Raw genomic sequence first — 21,821 nt, forward strand, 5'->3', positions numbered from 1 at the left:
GGGTGAAGAAGGCTAATAGGTTACTTTCGAGGACATGCAGTAGGTTATCAATCCAAACACCTTGTTTAGTTCATCCTTCGATAAACCTCAGCGCGCGTTCCGATTGATAATCAGCTAGGCCTTGGGCGAATTGTTGATCAGGAAATCCTCTATGCAGCAGCTTTAATCCACCTGAAGTTAAGGAGACATGATGGTGGAATTGATAAAATAACAACCTATCATGATCCAGAGCATCGTTCTTTAAGTACCGGTAGAAATCCCCAAATCTCATCTGCAAAAAACTATGTTCATGCTCAATATCATAGTACATTGCCCCTTCGATATCGATCAAAAAGGGCTCCAGTTTATCATTAACCATAACATGGTCAGGACCCAGTTCCCCGTGAATAAACCCATATTGCTGTCTGGGTTGAATTTTTGATTCAAGCTCGTACAACTTATCGAGCAGTTTGCTTTGATTAGACCTGATCTTCTCAATATGTTGGGAGGCATAGGCTAGCTGCACTTTCGCATTTTCCATTTGTAATAAATGACATTGCCCCATGCTGCTCTCGTTAGCATTTGCTTTCCCAAAAACATGCCTCTCGTGGGTATGCATAGCAGTAAGCATTTCCCCCACACGCTGAAAAACTTTATCTTGAACACGTAACTCGGGATGATGAAAATAGGTTTCTGCCATTCTTCCATCTATATATTCAACCAGAGCATAATCGAAAGAGTAACGATCTCTTGCCTTATTCAGATCATAAAGAGCAGGGGTCTGAATTCCATGTTGTGTTAAGTACCTGTTATTTAATTCGAATAAATGACTTCCATAGGATTGTTCATTTATATCTTCATTCGCTTTTTCTTCTTTAAAATAATTCATAGAAAGATCCCACACATACAAAACGCAGGAAAATCCATTACTGCACTCAATCTTGTAGACCACCTTTTGTGCGCCGCCATGCATGCGCGAAACACGAGCAACGAAATAACTGCTGCCAAAAACCCTACTAATATAATCCTGTAAGTCAGCCTTATCGAGATGACAAGCAGCGTCCATTAACAACACTCCATTTATTAGGTTTTGCCGGCTTCACAATAGTAAATAAAATCCAGCCGAAAGTATAGACTTATTCTTTCTGATCAATTATGATGTTGAATAAGGTCTTGAAAAAAACAAGCATACAAAAAGCCGTTGGAATCAATTTCAACGGCTTTTTTTTATGAAATATCTAAACAAATATAGAGGAGTACTTTCACAACATGTTCAAACGACTAACTGCACTATTTTCGATTCCCTCTTATGGCTTACTCTTTTTATGTATGTTACTGCAGGGGATGGGGATTTCACTCAGCGCACCCTTTTTATCCATTTATTTTACGGAACAGCTTGGAGTATCTGTCGGGCTGTTTGGTGTTTTTCTGGCCACCACGTTAATTGCCGGGATATGGATCAGTACACTAATCGGAAGACGCTCTGACCTCGGCTTAAATCGAAGAAACATTTACCTTGTCTCCACGCTCTGTAATGCTCTGGCTTATAGCGGATACTTGCTCATTGGGGATTTTACGATCTTATTCATCTACATGATTGTGTTCACCGCCCTCGGTGCACCAGGGATGCCTCAATTGTTCGCCATAGCTAGAGAAGCAGTGAATAAGAGCGATTTTACGGATACTGCGTTTGCAAATTCTACCTTGCGTTCTGCTTTCTCTCTCGGCTTTATTACAGGTCCTTTAATCGGTACTCTGCTAATTGCTGCTGTTGGGTTTAAGGGGATCTTCTCGGGCACCATCGGAGTATTCCTGCTGGTTGCCTTACTTATTTCGCTATTCCTGAAATCAAATACAGAAGTGAAAAGCAGTACTGCAGAAGTAAAAGTAAAAAGTTTCCGGTTGGGTCAGAACCGTAATGTTCTGCTTCCTTTTCTGATTATGATACTCATGTATGTAGCCCACTGGACGAGTAGCATCAATACTGCCCTCTTTATTACTAACAATCTAGGGGGAACAACAAGCGATGTCGGTTTAGTCAGCAGTATTTGTGCTGCGCTGGAAATTCCTTTTATGATCATGCTGGGACTACTTAGTGCGAAATACAGTAACCGCATCCTGATGATGTGCGGGGCCATTCTAGGAGGAGCTTATTATCTTGTTGTCATTACCTCAGGCGCGATGTGGCAAATGCTTGCAGCCCAAATTTTGCTTGCCTTTTTTGTTGCCGTTATTTCAGCGATTGGCATTAGCTACATTCAGGATCTGCTTCCAAACATGCCTGGGTATGCATCCACGCTCTACTCTAATTCATCCACGATCGGCAGACTGATTGGCAGTCTTGTTGGCGGGTTATTAGCTAGTGTTGTTGGGTACCGGTACTCATTTGTGCTCTGTTTCATACTCGTCATTATTTCTACAATCATGCTTGCGGTAAGCGGACGTTACTCTGTAGATGATCCACAAAAACTAGCGATTTAATCCGCTTTTTCGGGCTTCATTCAACCCTTGAAACTTCTCCATATTTTCACGCGACTAACTAACATATCCTTGAAAAGGTGGGGTTAGATGTTAAAAACTATTACAAGAATGCTCATGTTGATGTCTTTAATCTTTCTGGCAGCATGTGCAGGGGACGTTAAACCCATCGAGGAGCCGAGCACAGGAGCAAATACGCCAACTCATAGTCCAGCGATGAATACGCAGAAGCCGCAAAACACAGAACCCAAGCAGCCAAATGAAACCAGCTTTAAGGCAGAATTGTCGATAAATCTGAAATCATATTCAGATCAATTGACAGAGTATGATCTCCCCGCACTTGAAGTGCTGGAAAAAAACCTAACTGCTTTGGTTGAGCATGACCACACACTTTATCAATCCGGGTTCGTAAACAAAAAACTAGCAGATGCTATGGAACCTTATTATGACGAACAATATCAGTACAAATTCACAGACATCGAAAACATCGATTCCATGTTACCCAACGAACATCAGGTGAATATAACGGTAATCGGACAACGCTTGGATATGGCAGAAGAGACCGTTGAAAATGTAAAAATGCTATACGCTATTCGGCCAAACGATCAAGGGGAATGGGTCATTTATATCATTGATTGATTGATTGATTGATTGACTAACTGACTAGCTTTTGAAAATCGTCGTCCGATTCCTGACAGGGAATTTGAACGGCGATTTTTTTGTGAAAAAAAAACCAATTCCTCCCCTTGCTAGCATTGCGAGATGCGGAGAATGGAATCATGTTTGTGGTAACCTTCTAGCTACCTACCCGATCTAATATTTAAGTAACGTTACGAACATCCTAAGACTTCTAGTCAAGAAAGCAGGTAAATCTTTGCATATAGATCCTATTGTCGTCAAAGCCAAAGCTGGAGACCCTGAAGCATTCGTGCAGTTGATGCAGGAGATAGAGTTACCTTTATACAGAACTGCAAGGTCCATCGTCAACAAAGAAGAAGATTGTGCAGATGCCCTGCAGGAGACGATGCTTAAAGCCTTTAAGAACATCCATACACTCAGAGAGCCCGCTTTTTTCAAAACGTGGATCTTCCGGATTCTGATTAATGAATGCAATAAAATGCTCAAAAACAACTCAAGAGCCCTCCCTTATGGAGAGCTTCCCGAAGTTCCTTCCACTTCCAAGGATTATGAGAAAATCGAATTATGGGATGCCGTTCAACATCTTGAGGAGAACCTCCGGATTGTCATTCACCTTCATTACCTACAGGACATGCCGATCCGTCAAATTTCCGACATTCTCGAAATTTCTACGGTTGCTGTGAAGACCCGGCTGCATCGCGCCCGCAAAAAGCTAAAGCATTCATCTCAATTCAATCAAGAAATGGAGTTGCGACATGGTAAACACTAAGTTAGAAGAACAGTTAAAGAACTGCCAAAGCCTACTTCCCGCTCAGTTATCGGATATTGCCCGCTCCAAAGTGAATGAGACTTACCAAATCATCAGGGAGACCGATAATTCCACTTCCCCCATTCAGAGAAAGATGGATGCATCTAGAACTTTTAATAAGTGGTTGATTTCCACTGCAGCCGCTGCAATTCTTGGAGTTACAGTCCTTGCTTCCGGCTTTGTATCGCCCGCAATGGCTGGTGCACTCAAGCAAATTCCGGTTTTGGGACAAATCTATTCATTATGGGGCGAAAAAAACTTAGATCCCGGTGTTCAACAAGCCGGGGATTTCATCACAAACGTAAACCAAAGCGTGACCCATAGCGAGGTGACCATGAATATCCCAACGTTGTTATTTGACGGAACCCGAATTCTTATGAACCTAACCACTCCTGGAAACCGTTTGGCTTCGGAGCCCAATTCGCCGCCTTCAGATGCCAATAAAGGCGCGGTGGATAAGTTTGAGGTTCTCTATAAAGGTCAACCTCTGCTCTGGAGTTACGAACACATGGATGGTGAGACTGCTTCCAGCATAATGGTTCAGGTTTTGAACACTTATTATGATCCGAGCACAACAACACAGACTGTCCAGTTCCCTGATCAGTTTGACTTGACTGTAAATGTAACGTTAAAGGGTTACGATGTCCCGTTCGAATTCGTTCTGCCTGTTACCAAATCAACGCCTGTTACCGCACTAACTTCAGAGGAGACCAAGCATCACGATAACATTAACTTGCAGATCAGTAAGGTGGAAATCACCCCAATCACAACGCAGGTATCCATTGAGTACAAAACCAAACCGGGCCAGAGCGTAGAAGAAATGCTCGCTTCTATCCCTTCGAAATATAAGGGTGCTAACGGGGGCGTCATCGCTCTTCAATTTGACATTGTGGATGAACGTGGCGTTCAACTGAAGCCCATCGGTGCTCACCCCTTAAGCGAATCTTATAATGTTCGTTTTGAACCCTTCAAGACTATACCGAATACCGTAACCGTCAAACCGTACTTAGTCGTTTCCGAAGGTCAAGCCCCAGCTGGGACTAAAGGACTGTGGGAAGACAACAATATGGTCAAGGAATATATCCCTGAGCTGGAGACTGTACTTTCGGTGCAATAGTTCATTTGTAAAAGGGTATGCAAAACTACAAAAGACGAAGCCATAATAGGCTTCGTCTTTATATTTAGATGGCTTCAGGTAGGTTCAATCCAATAAGGTTATTTTGATGAAGCCAGCTTCGATAATTTGTCGGCAATATCTTCGGCTTGTAATAAGGAGGAGTATGAATCTGCTGCAAAATATTTTTCCATATCAATCTCAATCATTCGATTGTTTTTGACTGCATCCAACATCTTCCATGTTGCTGGCAACTTAGGCGGTTCTTTGTCCTTTACGGTAAGGACAATAACGTAGTCACCTACATAATCATTTACCGTTTCCCAAGAAACTTCAACCCGGCTCATTTCCTTATCAATGATTTCACTTTGAACTTTTGGAGCGGGATTCAGACCCAAAATATCGTAAGTAGCTCTGCCGCCTCTCTCACCCTGATTACCAATGACCATTAAAAATTTCTCTACGGTGATATAATCTACGATAGAAATAGTTGCATCTTTTGCAAGTACATTATTAATTTTTTCGCGGGCAGCTATTTTACGTTTTTCGAAATCTGCCACAAACTGTTTAGCCTCTTCTTCTCGATCCAGAATTTCTCCCATAGCTGTAATCTCTTCTTGAATCGTTGCGTATTTACTTGTATCAAATAATACGGTCGGTGCGATCTTAGAATAGTTACTATAAGCATCTTTATTCCAGGTTATGATGACGTCTGGCGCTAGCTCTAATACTTTTTCAAAAGAAATACTTCCTTCCGCCCCTATATCTTGTACCGTCTCATCTAAGAAAGGTTTGAGAAACTGAGAATACTCCAGTTGGGTATTTGATGCTCCAACCGGTACTACCCCAACTGCTAAGACTGGTCCCAAATCCCAATCAACTACAACACGTTGTGGATTGGCTGGAACATTAACATCCCCCATGACCGTTGTTATTTTCCGTAAACCCGTATTTTCAATGGCCTGATTGGAAGGTTTACTTTGTGTTGGTTCTGCTCCCGCATTGCTATTACGGCTAGTGTTCCCATTTCCGCAAGCTGTAAGTAACAGTGTAAGCACAAGCATTAGCATTAATCCTTTTTTCGTTTCGATCCCCTTTAACATCTGTTTATCCCCTTCAAGTTTTAATTGATAATGATTATCATCATCAATATAACAAGCAGAAGAATATTTGCCCATGGAGGATAAGAACTCTTGCCATGGACTATCTGAAACGATCAAACCTGACTTCACCTTATTTTTGTATTGAACTGGCGTTGTCCCAACCTGCTTCTTAAACAGACGGGTAAAATAAAAGACATCACTATAACCTACGCTTACAGCAATCTCCTGTACGGTGGCATCGGTTTGAATCAGTAACTCCTTCGCTTTAGCCATCCTGGTCTGAATTACATATTCAATGGGACTTCTCCCTGTACGGCGTTTGAACTGCCTCGATAAGTATTGAATGCTATAATTCCATACTTCTGCCATAGATTCAAGTGAAATAGGTTCATAATAATGTTTGTGAATGTATTGAATGATCTGTTCCACTAAATCTATTTCTTTGGGGGCAACTCCTTGAAGCTGTAACTGCTGGACAAGTGTATATACAAACTGATAAAACTGGATTTTCGCCTGGAACCGTTCCATAGCCGGTCTGCGATTCCATTCCTCATACATCGATTCCGCATGACGGTATAAAACAACCGGAGAATTTGGTTTACATGCATATTGCAGATGAAAAGGGTTATTTATATGATAGGATTTCAATATTGTTTTACTAGCTTTAGTAGAAATACTACCTCTATATAAAATGTAATAGTATGTGACATCCTCATGTCCAACCTCGAACTTGATGTTACTTCCTTTTCCCGCATGTAAAACAAAGAATCGTTCTAAGGAATGCCTATTACCATCCAACCAGATCGCACCTTGCCCCGACACGACAAATATAAAACAACTAGCTGGGAGTATATGTTGCTGTTTACTCTGTCTACGTATCACATGTTGGCGAATATCCACCAGTTGAATCCATGAAGCGTCCCATACCTGGATGTATTCTTCCCAATTCACTGTTAAACCTCCCAAGTCCAAAAGCATGCTAACCCTTTGCAGCTGCAAATCCCTATACAAACCAAAATCGTAAACGATAACCATTATCATTGTCAAATGATAGGTGACTTGTCGAACACATTTGAATGGATCAAATCTGATGCCCCCGGAGAGTCTCCAACCAAGTCGATATAGCCAAGCCACCTCAGCTCTTTTCTACGGGATTTATCCCGTACATTCCACCGTTTCAGCTACTTCAGCTCTTATTTGCGGGATTTATACCGCACATTCCACCGTTCCAGCCACCTCAGCTCTTTTCTACGGGATTTATCCCGTACATTCTACCGTTCCAGCCACCTCAGCTCTTATCTGCGGGATTTATCCCGTACATTTCACCGTTCCAGCCACCTCAGCTCTTTTCTACGGGATTTATACCGTACATTCTACCGTTCCAGCCACCTCAGCTCTTTTCTACGGGATTTATACCGTACATTCCACCGTTTCAGCTACTCCAGCTCTTATCTACGGGATTTATACCGTACATTCTACCGTTTCAGCTATTCATGCAAAATAATTATGAAGTACGCTCGCAACTCCAGTTTTCGTTGCCCTATATAATAAATTCGGCCTCTTGAATGAGAGTCCATTCCCATAGATAACCTACGCAAATTATCTATATCGGCAAGATTTAGGGCCATCCTTTTACAGGATGGCCCTCTCATTGATTAAGTTGCAATTTTGCTAACCTTAATACTCTCCTTTAATTACAAAAAACGAACCCCGAATTGTTCCGGCTAGCTTGGACTTCTGCCTAGCAAACTTAAACTTCTCTTCTAGCTCCTTTGGGATCTCCATCCCCTCAGAAAGCTTAAAACCAACAGCCCGCTTCTTAGGGTCATCCACCGTATACATAACGTTCACCGCAAGACCATCCTCATAAAAGACATAAGCGAATTTAATATTTTCCACTTGAAAACGCGATGTTTCTAAAGGTTTGGCCGCAAACTCAATATCGCGTTCTTCTTTTAAAATTCGGTTCACATAATCAAGGGTCTCCTGACTTTCGCTGGCTCGTACAACCGTAAACTCATGTTTGTATTTGTTCATAAAGTAACGGGCCTCATTAGCACGCAGACCAGCAAGTGCATCTACTACAGGTGAAGATTCTAACCCAACCGTAGACACATTTTTAAAATCAACGATATAGGACATTTTCATCTCTCCTTTTCTCTCATTATTACCAAAAAAACTTATCGTTACTTAGGATACGGTTCGCGTATTGTCTGTAACGGCAAGTTTCTGTGTTAACTGCTGTGCTCTTTTTCTATTAAAGTGACCATCTCACGCTTCCACTTTTCTCGCTCCTCTGGCGGGATCGGCTCCCCTTTGTCATACAGAAATCTAATCATATAGAACCCATCCTTCGTAAGCAGGCTGGTAACAAGTTCATGTTCTAATACATTATTGTTCATCAACTGCGTCTCCACTATAGAGCTATTAACAGTCTGATGCAGTACTTGAGCAGTCAACAAGGTTTCTTGGGAGATATAATCCGCTGTATGCTTCTCTACAGAAGATGCCTCTATCTTATCAAAATAATTAATCGTGAACGTATGCGAAGGTTCGTACCGATGGTATTCTCCTAACGGATAATATCCGATAAATTGACTGTTACTGTAGACATGGAAGGTTGCAGGTACATAGCTATCAAGCTGAAAATACGGGATGAATCGCGCAATGCCTGAATTGATCTCTTCTCCAGGAGGAATGACCGCATCCACACCACTAAGGAAATCACCCTTCTTATCTACAAAAATCGTGCTATAAGAGCTGTACCTCGTAATCCAAATTGAACCATTCTCCTTCACAGCCTCAACGTAATAACTGATAATTTGATTTCTTTTTTCCTCACGTTCATCGGCGGGGTTGATACAGGTATGAATGTGCTTCCGAGTGTATGTAAAGACTGCTTTAGTGGCATCCATTGACAGCAATTCAAATTCGAGAATTTCAGATTTTATATTATAGATTTGAAATGTCATCATTAATTGAAAGTGATTTAAAAAGGACATTCCCCTTTTATCTGGATGAAATCTTTTGCTCAAACCTTCTTCATCCTTATCCATATAAGCCTGCTCCAAGCCTTCAACCAAGGCCTGTAGCTCCTCTTTTGTGATGCCTTTATTTTTTTTAAAGAAAAACATGTCTTCTCTCCCCTCATCATCAATCTACTTCCAATTACTTGCTCCTATTTATTATACGGGCATACCTGTGTACTTTTCTAGTTATGAAGAAACCATCCCTGACAAAGAAATGGTTTCTTTGAGTAGGTATACCTTTCGGTCATCCCTACATTTTTAAAATGTTCACGAACTAACCTAAATTGTTCTTCTACGCTCATGTTTGGTGTTCTTTCTATGGTTTTGATGCCCAGCTTAGTGCATTCTCTCTTCCGGGATAAACGGTAATATAAATTCAGGCATTATTCCTAAATCTATTAGGATTGGTTGGTCATCAGGTAACTTCAGCAAGTCAATAATAAAGAATTCCATCATCTCTTCGACCACTTGAAATAACCATTGGCTAGAGATCGTCCTCTAATGTTTGAAAACCTAATTCCTCTACAAACTTCTTGGTTTAATTCTTCTTTCAAATAATTATTATTTATCTTCATCCAACACACCCCATTTATATTTCAAAAAGCTTACTCTGACACGTTGGTTGTGAGGGGTTGGCGGATTCTTATCTTTCTAGATAAAAAAAGCCTTCCCCACCCAAAAAGGTGAAGAAAGCTTAAATGTGTATCCCCAAAATATGGGCAGCTATATTAGGTTTTCGTACCTGAGGGTGTCTTAGTCAATTGCTCCTCCAGCCACCTTATCGCCTCAGCCTCTCCAGAGAAGGCGCCTCCGGGGCAGCCGTAGGTTCTTTTAGTGGACAACGCTGTAACTGGCTTGTAGACAGCAAGCAACTTTGCATTCTGCATTACGACCGCGATGCCTGAACAATATTGGGCGATTTCCCGCTTGTTCATCTTGCACCAGTTCATATACAGCTGTGTGACCGCACGCTCTGGACGTGTGTTTTTCTCAGCAGAATGCACCATCAGCAGGCCGAAGGCAGATTGGCGCGCGAGCAGTTCTTCCCAATAAGCGATATATTCTTCTACTGTCTCCTGATCAAACGCCTCCCCCAAACTAAGGCTTATGATCGGCCAAGCGGATTCATCCTTTGTTATAGCCATACGTTTCCCTCCTAAAATGTGCCGAGCATTGCCTAAGATGTGATGCGGAATCCAACGGATTGCTGTTGCAGCTTCCAGAGCCGGTCGTACAGTCCGCCGCGCAACAGTAAGGCTTCATGTCGTCCCTGCTCGACCAGCCGACCGTCTTCCAGTACGATAATGTTGTCCGCACCGCGTATGGTTTTCAACCGGTGGGCGATAACAATGACGGTTCTGCCCGTAATCAACGCATCAATTCCTTTCTGGATTTCGGCCTCATTCTGCGGGTCAAGCGATGCAGTAGCTTCATCCAACAGCACAATTGGAGCGTTCTTGAGAATCGCACGGGCAATGGAAATTCGCTGCTTCTCCCCTCCGGACAGCGTACTGCCGCCTTCGCCTACCGGCGTATCATAACCAAGCGGTAATTTCATGATGAAATCATGGCAGTGAGCCATTTGCGCTGCCTGCTGAATATCCCGACGCGACGCCCCCGGCCGCCCAAAAGCAATGTTGTTCCCGATGGTATCTTGGAACAGGTACACATCCTGAAACACCACCGATACGGATCCTAGCAGATGTTCTGGATCAATATCCTTGATGTTGCGCCCACCTAGCAGAACGCTCCCTTCTTCAGGATCATAGAAACGTGAGATCAGGCGCAGCACTGTACTCTTGCCGCTGCCTGAAGGGCCCACAATTGCAGTCAGTGAACCTTGCGGCATTTCCAGACTTAAATTTTTGAGAACAGGCTCTCCTCCATAGCTGAAGGTTACATTGTCAAACCGAATGGTGCTGCTTTTAGGAAGAGGACTCGTAGCACCTGTCATTACCGGCTGACGGAGCAGATCTACTATACGTTCACCCGCTTGTTCGTTGTAGCGGAATTCGGCATAATTGGCTAGCGCTGTAGTCAATGGATCATAAATACGTGTGCCGACAATAAGGAATACTGCCAACTGCAAAATACCGAGCTCCCCGCCTAATAATAGATGAACACCTACGTATACCATTAAGGTCAGTCCCGCACGAAGAAGAGCCATAGCGGTTAGAATAACCGGACCGAACATCCCTTCCAGCTTCACACTTTCCTTCATCAAAGTTTTAAAAGAGTTATCCAGACGGACAAATCGTTCTCCCGTCAGGTTATAGGCCTTCATCACCCGTATACCGTTCAAGTATTCTTGCAAGCGGTTCGCAGCGTTCAGCTTGGCCTTCATATGATCCGCTCCGAGTCTCCGCCGCAGCTTGCCCGATAGATACATGATCAGGAGAGCAACCGGCAGCGCTACGAACATAGAAAGCGCCATCCGCCAGTCCAGAAACAGTAAACCAGCAAGTGCAAATATCGGCAGTACAAAAGCTCCCGCAAGCTGTGGCAGCAGATGTGATATGCCCGTCTCAACGAGCGTGAAATCGCCCATCATCATATTGGCTAAATCCCCTGGGTCCCGGCGAGTCAGGTAACCCAGCGGAAGCTTCCGCAGATGTTCTGCTAATTCCGCACGTCCCTGTGCAGCAACATTGTATGCCCCGCGGTAAGCGGTGCGATAGGCGGGAATCTCACTCAGGAACATCAGCACCATGACGGCGACAAGCCCTGCGCAGATCCACCAAAGGCGTTCTGTCTGAAGTTCTGCGCCTACAGTAATATAAGGAGCAAAAATCAACCGCACCGCCTCAATTACAAGCGCGAACGGCAGCACACTAACTAGATTAGCCAGCAAAGAAAAAAGTACAGGCTTCAGCAACTGCTGCGGTTTACCGGCAGTAATATTATGCAATACCTTCATAGCTGATCCCCTCCTTTTTCCATATGCCAATCTCCGGCGTCACTGTAGGCATACCACATTTTTGCGTAAAGCCCCTTCGCCTCAATCAAACCTGCGTGCTCTCCACGTTCCACGATTTCTCCATCCCGCAGCACCAGAATTTGTGCAGCTTCACGTATAGAGGAGAGTCGGTGAGCAATGACAATAACCGTCTTGCCGCGCATAAGCTCCGTAAGTGCTAACTGCATATGAAACTCATTTTCTGGGTCGGCAAAAGCAGTCGCTTCGTCGAGCACGAGCACTGGTGCATTTTTGAGAATAGCCCGAGCTACTGCAATGCGCTGCTCCTCACCACCCGAGAGATAGACACCGCCCTCACCAATTAACGTATCGTATCCCTGCGGGAGCCGAGTAATGAACTCGTCGCATTGTGCCGCTCTGGCTGCAGCCTGGACTTCCTCCAAAGTCGCTCCCGGTTTGCCGACAGCAATATTCTCATACAAAGTGTCATAGAACAGGAAGGTTTCCTGAAATACAAAAGCAACTGTATTCATTAATTCATGGATTGCCATATGGCGAATATCGACTCCACCGATGCGGATTGCACCCACTTGCGGGTCCCAGAACCGCGGCACCAAGCTGGCCACCGTCGATTTTCCCGAACCTGACGGGCCTACCAGTGCTGTAACCTTCCCTTGTTCCGCACGGAATGAGACTTCGTTGAGCGCCGCTGCAGTCCCTGCATCTTCAATGTAGGAGAAGGTTACATCCACAAATTCAACGTCAAAAGTATGCGGGGATAGCGGTTCTGCTATTTCCGGTACAGGCTGCTGTGCCAAGAGACGGTCCATCCGCTCCACGCCTTCGCCAATATCCCGAGTGCTTGAAGCCAGCAGAAGTAGCTTGTAGAGCGGAGATGAAACACCGGGTGCCATAATCAGAAAGAACAACAGCACAAGCGCAAAGGACATGGAATCCGGCCGACCGCTTAGCATGAAGACGCCCACCGGCAAAATAAAGGTAAATGGTGACGCCAGCAATGTTTTGAATAAGATATAACCTGTTTGATAACGGTCCGTATACTCCAGACAATAATCGCGGTAGCTGGTCATATCACTGTAGAACTTTCTGAAAGAATGCACTGTCTGCCCGAACACCTTAACCGCGGGCATCCCCCGTACATACTGCACCGCCGAAGTATTGATCTGCTCCAACGAATCATGATACTGCTTCACACTGGCCTTGCCTCTGCTGCTCATCATAAGTGCTGACTGCACACCTAATCCTATAATTATCGGTAGCAGGCAAGCTACCGCCAACGGCGGACTAAGCCAAAACATCGCCACGATCATCAGCACCGTAGAAGCCAGTACGCTGACTAAATCGGGAAGCTGATGCGCTACGAAATTTTCCACTTTGTCGACATTCTGCTCTAGCGTCTTCTTGACCACGCCAGTTGAAGTCCCGTTCAGGAAACCAAGCGGCAATCTGCCCAAATGCTCGGTCATTCGCACACGCAAATTATATTGAATACGAAAAGCCGCAATATGCGAGCACATAATACCACAATACGAAGTCACCAGCCCTCCGATTAACCCTCCAAGTGCAATCCACCCCCAGCGGATCATATACGCACCGTCGACCTGTCCAGGCGATGAAGCATGGCGCAGCAGCTCTGCCAAAATGAAATAAACAGACAAAAACGGAATCAGCATTAATACAGCGCTGACAGATGACAATATTCCGGACAAGAGCAGCAAACCTCGCTTCTCTCCGGCGATCTCCAGCAGCCTTGGCATGCCGGTTTTGGTTTTACTCACAGCCGTTCCCCCACTCTTGGTAATTACACGCAAAAAAAGTGCACTGAGAATGATTCTCTGTGCACTAGTGTATAGGAACGTTGTTCACGATTGCTACCGTTTAAGGGATTATAATTAACCAAATCAGGAGCATCTGTGCAGGATACGGACTTACATCTTAATACCGAAGAGACGCTGCCTGCCGCTGATCAGATATTCTCCTGGACGCACACCGAACTTTTTGCGGAAGGCTGCCGAGAAATGACTCACATTACCGTATCCAACCCTTGAAGCTGCTTCACTTACAGTCATACTCCCTTGTTCCAGCAGCTGCTGCGCTCTCTGCATCCGTTGTTCGATAACGTAGGCATGCACGGTATAACCAAACATTTCCTTAAAGCCCTTTTTCAGCTTAAACTCATTGAGGCATATAATGCGAGAAAGGCCTGCAAGCGTCGGCGGGTGCAAATAATCACGCTGTAAAATCTCCTTAGCGAGCCGCAGGCTCTCCATATCCTCTCTGGACAGCTTGACCGAGCGTGGAATCCGGTCTGCTTCATATAAAGATTCATTGAGATAGACCGCCATAAGCTCCAGCATTTTGCCCTCCAGATAAAGTTCACGCATGCCATGGCTATAGGAACAATCCGCAATCTGCGATAAAATGAAGCGGATGGATGGTGTGATGTTATTTTTTCCAAAAAACAAACCCGCACCAGCTCCGATGCGAAGCCGTGTATCCTCAGTCAGACCACTGGTCATCCGCTCAAATTGTGCAGGGCTCATATCTATGCTGATGAATCGGTACCCCGCTCCACTCAGGTATGTGCAGTTTTCACTTCTTACTCCGCCATGAAACAGCGCGATTTCTCCTGTATCTATAACAAAATAGTCCGATTTCAGCGAGGTCCCCCACTCAATGCCATGCCCCATGCAGAATGCCAGCTCTGTACGCGGAGTGCTAAAATTGCCCTTCGCTTCGATATCCCGATTAAAACAGAGATTAAAATCTGTCATCTGGATATACCCATGGCTAAGCAGGCTGCGGCAACTGCCTTCCCCTATTTCGACTGGAGGTTTAATCTCAAAATGAGCCCCATCAAAACGATAATTATAATCTACCCCTTCACATGTAAGCGTCTTATGGGCATCAATCGTTTCTGCTTCTTTCAGTCCATTGCTTCGCTCCATGCACATCCCTGCTTCCTCTTACTTTGGGTTAATTATATATGCAATGAGAATGATTATCAATTAAACATTACGATTTCCTCTTCGTTCAGACTGAGCAGTTGGGCAAATACACTGGATTATAATCAAAAAAACCTTCCCCACCCAGAAGGGTGAAAAAGGCTTATATGTCTCACTTCTGAAGCTGCATCTAGCCTTCATAGCTACTCTCGTTTCTTCCCAACTGCCCCAAGATAGATAACAAACTCTTCATCACCGTCTAATTCTAAAATCTCATCTATCAACTTTTGATCATAGATTCCAATTGCACAAGCACCTGCACCGATGGATTCGCTGGCTAAATAAAGGTTCTGGCAGACATGTCCAACATCGATGAGGATTTTTTTGTGAGCAGAAATATCATACTTCCATTCGGAGCGGTAGGGTGTGGTACTCCAGGCAAACAATACAGAAGCCTTTTTGGCAAAGTTAGGGACAAAGGGCTGATCCAAAGTAATAGCATCAATCTTTTGTTCAAGTTGATCTAATTCAAACATAAAAAAGAGCTTATGTTCCACAGGCAGGTATCTGTAGATCCCTTGTCCAATGCCCTCTACACGCATAATCATTAAATAGGTTTCAAAGGTGTGCGTCGCCCCACTGCAGGGTACAGTCCGCAGCGTAAGTCCGTTCTTATTCATACCGCTAATCCCTTGGGTAGCCCATAATAAATAGGATAACTCCTCCAGACTCACAGTATCCTCAGAATAGAACCGTGTACTTCTTCTTTGATCTATACAATCAAAAATATTTTCTTTACTCACAACGTCTTTGCTGACCTTGGGCAAATCAATAATTAGTGAATCTGAATCAAATGGCTTAACAATTGGCGGTTGTGCAATTCCCTTGATCTTATCTGTTTTGATATGTTTGAATTCATGAAAATTGGATTTCAGAAAATTTCTTTGTTGTTCATATCTGGTCATAACAGATCCTCCTGAACTACCTTAATAGCTCTAATTTATCATGTCATAAAAATCATACGGTGATCTAACTCACTCTTCAGTTGTTTTGGTGAGTAAACAAAAAACCTCCCTTTGCCCCGAAGGGCAAAAGAAGGCTTAAACGCGTCACTTCCGAAGACATGGCCAGCTATATTTTCAGCTCCCCAAGCTTGATCAGCTCGACAACCGCTTGTGAACGGCCTTTAACGTTTAGTTTTTGCATTACATTGGAAATGTGGTTTCGAACTGTTTTTTCGCTGATAAATAATAAGCCAGCGATATCACGAGTCGTTTTGTCCTGCACGAGAAGCTCAAAAACTTCGCGCTCACGATGAGTCAACAGAAATTTGCTGTGGTGTTCGTTCCCCTTCAATGGTGTCACCCCTCCTTGCCCTGGGTTTGTTTGGTATAACAAGGTAAAGGGATACAGTCAAAACATATTATGTAGTGTTGATGTTAATGGTGCTGTCACAATTATAAAATGGGCTTAGTTCATTCAAATGCAAAAGTCTGAAATTTTCATGAATAAGAACATCTTTTTTCAGGGCAAACTACGGTTTGTTGTTCCTTATTAAAGGAGGTGTATGTATGAGCCATTCAAAAAACAATCAACCTACCAAAGCAGAAGTACAAACAACGAAATTAAACAAATTACCACTCGTAGGTAAATTCGAACCTGAATTTTCTGCAGAGGAAGCTGCAGAAGTGTTCGAAAACCAACCCTCTGCAGATCATGAATCCCATAATGAACGATAAAAAGCGGATGACGCCTTGATCTTATTCTTAAGCAGATCAAACCTTCAAAGAATGGAACTGTCACTTTAACAGCTTAATTAACTATAAATGAGACGGTTCCCTTCATTTAAACATCGTAAACGACTTAGAACAGCGATTCGCCATTAATGGGAATCGCTGCTTTATGTTGTAGGCTGTTGGCTGCCCGCTCCAATAGTGTATTCACCAGCCCCAACTGAGGCTTTCGGACCCAGATGGCGTTATTAACAAATTTATCGCCTTTTGAGCGAAGTTTCGGACTCCAGTGACGCTATTCCTTAGAAACAGGCTCATATAGGGTACTTTTCAAACCAATAGCGACTATGCGGTCCGATAGCGACTCAAATATCGCATAATGCTGCATGTAGTGTCATCTGAGTCCTTTAGTTACTGCGTATGCGCAAAAGTTTGCTGGGGCGGTTACTACTGCGTGCACGCAATGGTTCGCCAGGTCGGCTACCCGCTTCAATAGTGTATTCACCGCCCCTACTGAGGCTTTCGGACCCAGATGGCGTTATTAACAAATTTATCGCCTTTTGAGCGAAGTTTCGGACTCCAGTGACGCTATTCCTTAGAAACAGGCTCATATAGGGTACTTTCTAAGCCAATAGCGACTATGCGGTCCGATAGCGACTCAAATATCGAATAATGCTGCATGTAGTGTCTTCTGGGTCCTTTAGTTACTGCTTATGCGCAAAAGTTCGCGAGGGCGGTTATTATTCTGCTTTTTCAATTGTAATCGGATACATTGCTACAAACTATACTCCCAACCCTGGGAGTTTTTTGTCGTGCAATTATTACAATGAGATACATCACATTTTTATATTGACAGTAATTGTATACGGACTTATGATAAGTCCAGCATAATTGATAACGATTATCATTTAGATATAAAAAAAGGGGTGTTTTTTTAATGAAATTTACTTATGCTGTGCCTGCAAGTCTACTTGCGGCCTCCATACTGTTCACTGGATGTGCCAATAACAACAATTCTACAAATACTGTTGCCAACAGCACTACAGCCACCAACGCACCGACGACTGCTGCGGCTACCAACACACGGGAGACTGCTACCGCTGACTTCACGTCAGCTATAGATCAATATCGCACATACGTCATCCAGCAATGTGATGAATTTGTAAAGCAAACAGAGAGTTTCACCAACGCTATAAAAGAGGACAAGATTGATGAGGCTAAGGCGCTCTACGCTCCTGCCCGCATGTACTACGAACGGATTGAGCCTATTGCAGAAGCACTTGGTGACTTGGACCCAAACATCGATGCCCGGGAAAATGATGTAGATGCGGCAGATTGGCGCGGTTTCCACAAGCTTGAGAAAGCACTCTGGCAGGATAATACAACTAAAGACATGACAGAAGTTGCTGACCAATTGCTGAAGGATGCACAGCTGCTGCGTGCGAAAGTGGAGACCGTTGAGATCGACGCGAATCTGCTCGTAACTGGTGCTGTTGAGCTTTTAAATGAGGTCTCCTCCTCAAAAGTAACCGGAGAGGAAGAACGTTACTCGCACACAGACCTGTATGATTTCGTCGCAAACGTTGAGGGTGCGCAAAAGATATACGAGCTGTTAAAACCAGAACTAGCAAAAAAAGATGCCGATCTTGAAAAAAACATTGGTGAACGATTCGCTGCCTTGCAAGCTGAGCTTGCCCCTTTCAAATCTGGAGATGGATATGTTTCCTATGAAGAGCTGAAAGAAGATGAAGTACGTAAACTGAGTCAGAATTTGGACGCCTTGGCTGAGCCATTGTCCAATATGGGAACTATTCTAGGAGTGTGACCCTCATGAATAAACATAACAAGTTCACTGGAGTACCAGGTAATCCTGAAAGTCCCCCTCTTAATGATCAATCGAAGAATGAGCCTATATTTGGTAAAAAATTAAGCCGCCGCGATATGCTGCGGCTTACTGGCGCCACTGGCCTTGGTCTTTTGTTAGGGGGCGGAGGTGTCGGTGGAATTATGGCTGCGCGTAATGCTGTAGCTGAGCCAACGAAATCCGCAGAAGGTGATTCCAGTTCCATTCCTTTTTATGGGAGCCATCAGGCGGGGATTTTGACACCTGCACAGAACTTTATTTATTTTGCTGCCTTTGATTTCACCACAACCAAACTGGCCGATGTGAAAAAAATAATGCAAGCATGGACCACTGCCGCTGCCGCTCTTACTACTGGCGAGCTTATTGGTGACGTAAATGACAACCCCAATCTTCCACCCTCAGACACCGGGGAAGCGGACGGGCTAAACCCTGCACGGTGTACGCTGACCTTTGGTGTTGGTCCTTCCTTTTTTGATGAAAGATTCGGCTTAGCTTCGAAACGCCCAGCCCTATTGACCGATCTTCCGGCATTTGCGGGTGACAATCTTGATCCGAAATGGTGTGGCGGGGATATTTGTGTGCAAGCCTGTGCGGATGATCTGCAGGTCGCATTCCATGCGATCCGCAATCTGGCGCGTATCGCCCGGGGGACTGCTGTACTGCGCTGGACACAGGAAGGTTTTCAACGCACTGGAGCAGCGGATCCCAAGGGGGCTACGCCACGCAATCTTTTGGGTTTCAAAGACGGCACGGGCAATCCCGCTACAACTGATAACTCTGAAATGAACAAAGTGGTCTGGAACAGCAGCAGTGACGGTCCTTCTTGGATGAGCGGTGGCACTTATATGGCGGTACGCCGGGTACGTCTGCGTATTGAAGTCTGGGATCGGTCGTCGCTAAGTGATCAGGAGGCTACCTTCGGGCGTTATCGTCACACCGGAGCTCCACTCGGAGCTAAGGATGAATTCGATGATCTGGATCTTTCAGCTGCGGACGCTTCCGGGAAACCTGTCATTCCGGTGAATTCACATTCCGCATTGGCGCATGGTGACGGTACAGTCAAAATGCTGCGCCGCTCCTATTCTTTTTCCAGCGGTTTGGACGTCACCACGGGACAGCTTGATGCAGGTTTGTTATTCATTAGCTTTCAACGTGATTTAATGAAACAATTCGTTGCCATTCAGCAGCGCCTCTCTAAGACTGATCTCCTGAACGAATATATGACTCACACCGGCAGCGCGGTATTTGCCTGCTTCCCCGGTGTCCGCAGTGGCGGCTTTATCGGGGAATCACTACTAAGCTAAATTTATGGCTGTCCATTATTGAAGGGGGATTATCCCGATGTTATCTCTTACGCATCCTAAACGGCAAATGCCAAAGGTTGCCTTGCTGATTCTGTTTGGCTTTTTGTGTATGCTTTTGCTCTCCAGCCCCGCGGGGGCGGAGGGCGATGGCACGGTCGACGAGCTCCTGCCGCCGGTCGGCAGCGCGCTCGTCGAAGCCGGCCAGAGCCGCTGGGACGCGGCCGCGGCCGATGTAGAAGTGTTCGCTGCGCTGTGGCGCACCGCGAACACAGGCACGCCGGACCCGGCACTCACCGGTCCGGCTGCTGCCGTTGACGCCGCGCTTGCAGACGCGGCGAAAGCCCTTGCGGCGGGCGGCGGCGATCCCGCCAAAACCGCACTGTCCACGCTCGCGAGAAGCGTGGACGCGTACGTCACCGCCGCCTCCGGCACGGTCGGCGGTGACACTGGAGCCGCCGGACGCGAGACGGCGGCGAAGCTTTTGCCCGCGGCGGAACGCACGCGGGATGCGGCGCGCAGCGCCGACTGGAGCGCGGCAGCGGCAGCGTACCGCGACATCGTCAGCGGATGGAAGCCGGCGGAGCGCAACATCCGGGCGGACGATTCCGCCGTTTACAGCCTGCTGGAGACGCGAATAAGCCTGCTGCGGATTGCGCTGCAGGCTGAACCGCTTCGCGAGGCATCGGCGAAATCGGAAGCAGAAGCTCTGTATCAACTGCTGGCTGATTACAGTGAAGGCAAAACCATTGACGCTGGGGATACTTCCAGTGAACCAGCTTCTATAGAGGGATTAATCAGCTACCTGAACAAAGCATCCTCCGCTGCCAAAGACAATAACAGCACAGAGGCCGCTAACATCATGGAGCAATTCATCGTAGCCTGGCCTTCTGCCGAAGGGCAAGTCCAGATCGCCTCACCAACAGTCTACAACAATATCGAAAATGAGAGTGCGGCTGTCACAGGTTACCTGCTCTCAAATCCGCCTAAACTGGATCAAGCTTTAACCATCATGGACAATATGCTTAGCGAACTAACGCCTTTGGCTGGTGAAACCACTTATAATGCTTGGGATGCCGCTTTGATTCTGTTGCGCGAAGGACTTGAGGCTATTCTCGTCTTGTCAGCTCTTCTTGCTTACCTGAAACGTGATGGCAACGCCAAAGCGCAAAAATGGATCTGGTCCGGTGCAGCTGTCGGCCTCATCGCAAGTATCGGATTGGCTGTTGTGCTCACTTATACCATTTCTCGGGCAGCTTCCGGGGGAGCACGGGAGATGATTGAAGGGATTACTGGTCTTGTCGCGGTAGTTATGATGCTCACAATCGGACGCTGGTTGCATAGCAAATCAAACACTGCGAATTGGAACAACTACGTGGGTAGGCAAGTTGATGGCGCGCTGGCCAAAGGAAATCTTTGGTCACTGTCCTCCGTTGCAGCGCTTGCGATTTTACGTGAAGGTGCAGAGACTACAATCTTTTATGTGGGCATGGCTCCATCCATCAAGCTGTCTCAATTACTGCTTGGGATTGGATGTGCTCTGATTATTCTTGGTATTGTAGGTTATGCAATTATTGCCTTGAGTGCAAAATTGCCGATTGCCGCCTTCTTCCGTACAGCTACAATTCTGATTTATTACCTAGTATTCCGCTTTCTTGGGGAGAGCATTCACTCGCTTCAGGTCGCCGGCAAACTTCCTGCACATGTACAAGAGGGCTTGCCTTCAATTAACTGGCTTGGCATGTATCCCACTTGGGAAACCTTGCTTCCACAGCTGCTTGTCCTGCTGTTTATTGTGTGGGAGCTGTTTCGGAACAGATCGCCAAAGGCTTCACGAACAGCTTAGTTTTATTAATACAATAGATATACCGGTCCGTCACGCCCTTGTGG

Annotated in this window: 19 protein-coding genes; 9 read left to right on the forward strand and 10 right to left on the reverse strand. The window is 45.4% G+C overall.

Going from position 1 to position 21,821, the window contains the following annotated elements; translation table 11 throughout:
- Positions 1-70 precede the first annotated feature (70 nt).
- On the reverse strand, positions 71-1,000 hold the full coding sequence (locus NST94_RS24340; protein ID WP_339282161.1) for an aminoglycoside phosphotransferase family protein: 930 nt from the start codon (positions 998-1,000) through the stop codon (positions 71-73).
- Between the two features lie 248 nt (positions 1,001-1,248).
- Between NST94_RS24340 and NST94_RS24345 the strand changes: the two genes are divergently transcribed.
- From NST94_RS24345 to NST94_RS24360, 4 genes are all read left to right on the forward strand, one after another.
- Positions 1,249-2,460 (forward strand): sugar efflux transporter, encoded by a 1,212-nt coding sequence (locus NST94_RS24345; protein ID WP_076303273.1) that lies wholly within the window; start codon positions 1,249-1,251, stop codon positions 2,458-2,460.
- Between the two features lie 87 nt (positions 2,461-2,547).
- On the forward strand, positions 2,548-3,096 hold the full coding sequence (locus NST94_RS24350; RefSeq protein WP_076303272.1) for a hypothetical protein: 549 nt from the start codon (positions 2,548-2,550) through the stop codon (positions 3,094-3,096).
- Positions 3,097-3,331: 235 nt separating this feature from the next.
- The gene (locus NST94_RS24355) at positions 3,332-3,865 is read left to right on the forward strand and encodes a sigma-70 family RNA polymerase sigma factor (protein WP_076129163.1); all 534 of its coding nucleotides are present in this window, start codon (positions 3,332-3,334) and stop codon (positions 3,863-3,865) included.
- Positions 3,852-5,021, forward strand: coding sequence for a DUF4179 domain-containing protein (locus NST94_RS24360; RefSeq protein ID WP_339281388.1), 1,170 nt, complete (start codon positions 3,852-3,854; stop codon positions 5,019-5,021). The genes NST94_RS24355 and NST94_RS24360 overlap by 14 nt, the downstream gene beginning before the upstream one ends.
- Before the next feature lie 98 nt (positions 5,022-5,119).
- On the opposite strand, the gene NST94_RS24365 is transcribed toward NST94_RS24360, so the two are convergent.
- Positions 5,120-7,072: an AraC family transcriptional regulator gene (locus NST94_RS24365; RefSeq protein ID WP_339281389.1), complete on the reverse strand. Its 1,953-nt coding sequence runs from the start codon at positions 7,070-7,072 to the stop codon at positions 5,120-5,122.
- 139 nt (positions 7,073-7,211) lie between these two features.
- Between NST94_RS24365 and NST94_RS24370 the strand changes: the two genes are divergently transcribed.
- A complete protein-coding gene (locus tag NST94_RS24370; RefSeq protein WP_339281390.1) occupies positions 7,212-7,625 on the forward strand; it encodes a hypothetical protein in 414 nt (137 codons plus the stop codon).
- A 173-nt stretch (positions 7,626-7,798) separates the two neighbouring features.
- Here NST94_RS24370 and NST94_RS24375 read toward each other — a convergent pair whose 3' ends face one another.
- The 8 genes from NST94_RS24375 to NST94_RS24410 all read right to left on the reverse strand — a co-directional run bounded on the left by NST94_RS24375 (position 7,799) and on the right by NST94_RS24410 (position 16,389).
- Positions 7,799-8,263, reverse strand: coding sequence for a phage tail protein (locus NST94_RS24375; RefSeq protein ID WP_076194578.1), 465 nt, complete (start codon positions 8,261-8,263; stop codon positions 7,799-7,801).
- A gap of 92 nt (positions 8,264-8,355) precedes the next feature.
- Positions 8,356-9,255, reverse strand: a complete 900-nt coding sequence (locus tag NST94_RS24380; protein WP_076303267.1) for a hypothetical protein — start codon at positions 9,253-9,255, stop codon at positions 8,356-8,358.
- A gap of 623 nt (positions 9,256-9,878) precedes the next feature.
- Positions 9,879-10,295: a hypothetical protein gene (locus NST94_RS24385; protein ID WP_081383486.1), complete on the reverse strand. Its 417-nt coding sequence runs from the start codon at positions 10,293-10,295 to the stop codon at positions 9,879-9,881.
- Positions 10,296-10,327: 32 nt separating this feature from the next.
- Positions 10,328-12,067 (reverse strand): ABC transporter ATP-binding protein, encoded by a 1,740-nt coding sequence (locus NST94_RS24390; RefSeq protein ID WP_076186415.1) that lies wholly within the window; start codon positions 12,065-12,067, stop codon positions 10,328-10,330.
- Positions 12,064-13,845, reverse strand: coding sequence for an ABC transporter ATP-binding protein (locus NST94_RS24395; protein WP_076303292.1), 1,782 nt, complete (start codon positions 13,843-13,845; stop codon positions 12,064-12,066). Before NST94_RS24395 ends, NST94_RS24390 begins: the two co-directional genes overlap by 4 nt.
- A gap of 171 nt (positions 13,846-14,016) precedes the next feature.
- A complete protein-coding gene (locus NST94_RS24400) occupies positions 14,017-15,036 on the reverse strand; it encodes an AraC family transcriptional regulator (protein WP_175619010.1) in 1,020 nt (339 codons plus the stop codon).
- Positions 15,037-15,236: 200 nt separating this feature from the next.
- The gene (locus NST94_RS24405; protein WP_076303265.1) at positions 15,237-15,998 is read right to left on the reverse strand and encodes a SagB/ThcOx family dehydrogenase; all 762 of its coding nucleotides are present in this window, start codon (positions 15,996-15,998) and stop codon (positions 15,237-15,239) included.
- Between the two features lie 166 nt (positions 15,999-16,164).
- Positions 16,165-16,389, reverse strand: a complete 225-nt coding sequence (locus NST94_RS24410; protein WP_019908812.1) for a LuxR C-terminal-related transcriptional regulator — start codon at positions 16,387-16,389, stop codon at positions 16,165-16,167.
- Positions 16,390-16,604: 215 nt separating this feature from the next.
- Between NST94_RS24410 and NST94_RS24415 the strand changes: the two genes are divergently transcribed.
- The 4 genes from NST94_RS24415 (at position 16,605) to NST94_RS24430 (ending at position 21,777) form a co-directional block, all read left to right on the forward strand.
- Positions 16,605-16,772 carry a hypothetical protein gene (locus tag NST94_RS24415; protein ID WP_169744806.1) on the forward strand — a complete coding sequence of 56 codons (168 nt, stop codon included), beginning with the start codon at positions 16,605-16,607 and terminating at the stop codon, positions 16,770-16,772.
- A 931-nt stretch (positions 16,773-17,703) separates the two neighbouring features.
- Positions 17,704-18,591 (forward strand): iron uptake system protein EfeO, encoded by an 888-nt coding sequence (gene efeO, locus NST94_RS24420; protein ID WP_076302439.1) that lies wholly within the window; start codon positions 17,704-17,706, stop codon positions 18,589-18,591.
- A 5-nt stretch (positions 18,592-18,596) separates the two neighbouring features.
- The gene (gene efeB / locus NST94_RS24425) at positions 18,597-19,934 is read left to right on the forward strand and encodes an iron uptake transporter deferrochelatase/peroxidase subunit (protein ID WP_076302438.1); all 1,338 of its coding nucleotides are present in this window, start codon (positions 18,597-18,599) and stop codon (positions 19,932-19,934) included.
- Positions 19,935-20,172: 238 nt separating this feature from the next.
- Positions 20,173-21,777, forward strand: a complete 1,605-nt coding sequence (locus NST94_RS24430) for an FTR1 family protein (RefSeq protein WP_256721041.1) — start codon at positions 20,173-20,175, stop codon at positions 21,775-21,777.
- Positions 21,778-21,821 lie beyond the last annotated feature (44 nt).

The sequence above is a fragment of the Paenibacillus sp. FSL H8-0282 genome, from assembly GCF_037963825.1.
Lineage (GTDB): Bacteria > Bacillota > Bacilli > Paenibacillales > Paenibacillaceae > Paenibacillus_AQ > Paenibacillus_AQ odorifer.

What these genes read in the sequence shown, in the direction of transcription:
- NST94_RS24345 (WP_076303273.1), top strand. Translation starts at nt 1,249, where the DNA reads ATGTTCAAACGACTAACTGCACTATTTTCGATTCCCTCTTATGGCTTA.
- NST94_RS24350 (WP_076303272.1), top strand. Translation starts at nt 2,548, where the DNA reads ATGTTAAAAACTATTACAAGAATGCTCATGTTGATGTCTTTAATCTTT.
- NST94_RS24360 (WP_339281388.1), top strand. Translation starts at nt 3,852, where the DNA reads ATGGTAAACACTAAGTTAGAAGAACAGTTAAAGAACTGCCAAAGCCTA.
- NST94_RS24370 (WP_339281390.1), top strand. Translation starts at nt 7,212, where the DNA reads ATGCCCCCGGAGAGTCTCCAACCAAGTCGATATAGCCAAGCCACCTCA.
- NST94_RS24375 (WP_076194578.1), bottom strand. Translation starts at nt 8,263, where the DNA reads ATGTCCTATATCGTTGATTTTAAAAATGTGTCTACGGTTGGGTTAGAA.
- NST94_RS24380 (WP_076303267.1), bottom strand. Translation starts at nt 9,255, where the DNA reads ATGTTTTTCTTTAAAAAAAATAAAGGCATCACAAAAGAGGAGCTACAG.
- NST94_RS24385 (WP_081383486.1), bottom strand. Translation starts at nt 10,295, where the DNA reads ATGGCTATAACAAAGGATGAATCCGCTTGGCCGATCATAAGCCTTAGT.
- NST94_RS24390 (WP_076186415.1), bottom strand. Translation starts at nt 12,067, where the DNA reads ATGAAGGTATTGCATAATATTACTGCCGGTAAACCGCAGCAGTTGCTG.
- NST94_RS24395 (WP_076303292.1), bottom strand. Translation starts at nt 13,845, where the DNA reads ATGCCAAGGCTGCTGGAGATCGCCGGAGAGAAGCGAGGTTTGCTGCTC.
- NST94_RS24400 (WP_175619010.1), bottom strand. Translation starts at nt 15,036, where the DNA reads ATGGAGCGAAGCAATGGACTGAAAGAAGCAGAAACGATTGATGCCCAT.
- NST94_RS24405 (WP_076303265.1), bottom strand. Translation starts at nt 15,998, where the DNA reads ATGACCAGATATGAACAACAAAGAAATTTTCTGAAATCCAATTTTCAT.
- NST94_RS24415 (WP_169744806.1), top strand. Translation starts at nt 16,605, where the DNA reads ATGAGCCATTCAAAAAACAATCAACCTACCAAAGCAGAAGTACAAACA.
- efeO (WP_076302439.1), top strand. Translation starts at nt 17,704, where the DNA reads ATGAAATTTACTTATGCTGTGCCTGCAAGTCTACTTGCGGCCTCCATA.
- efeB (WP_076302438.1), top strand. Translation starts at nt 18,597, where the DNA reads ATGAATAAACATAACAAGTTCACTGGAGTACCAGGTAATCCTGAAAGT.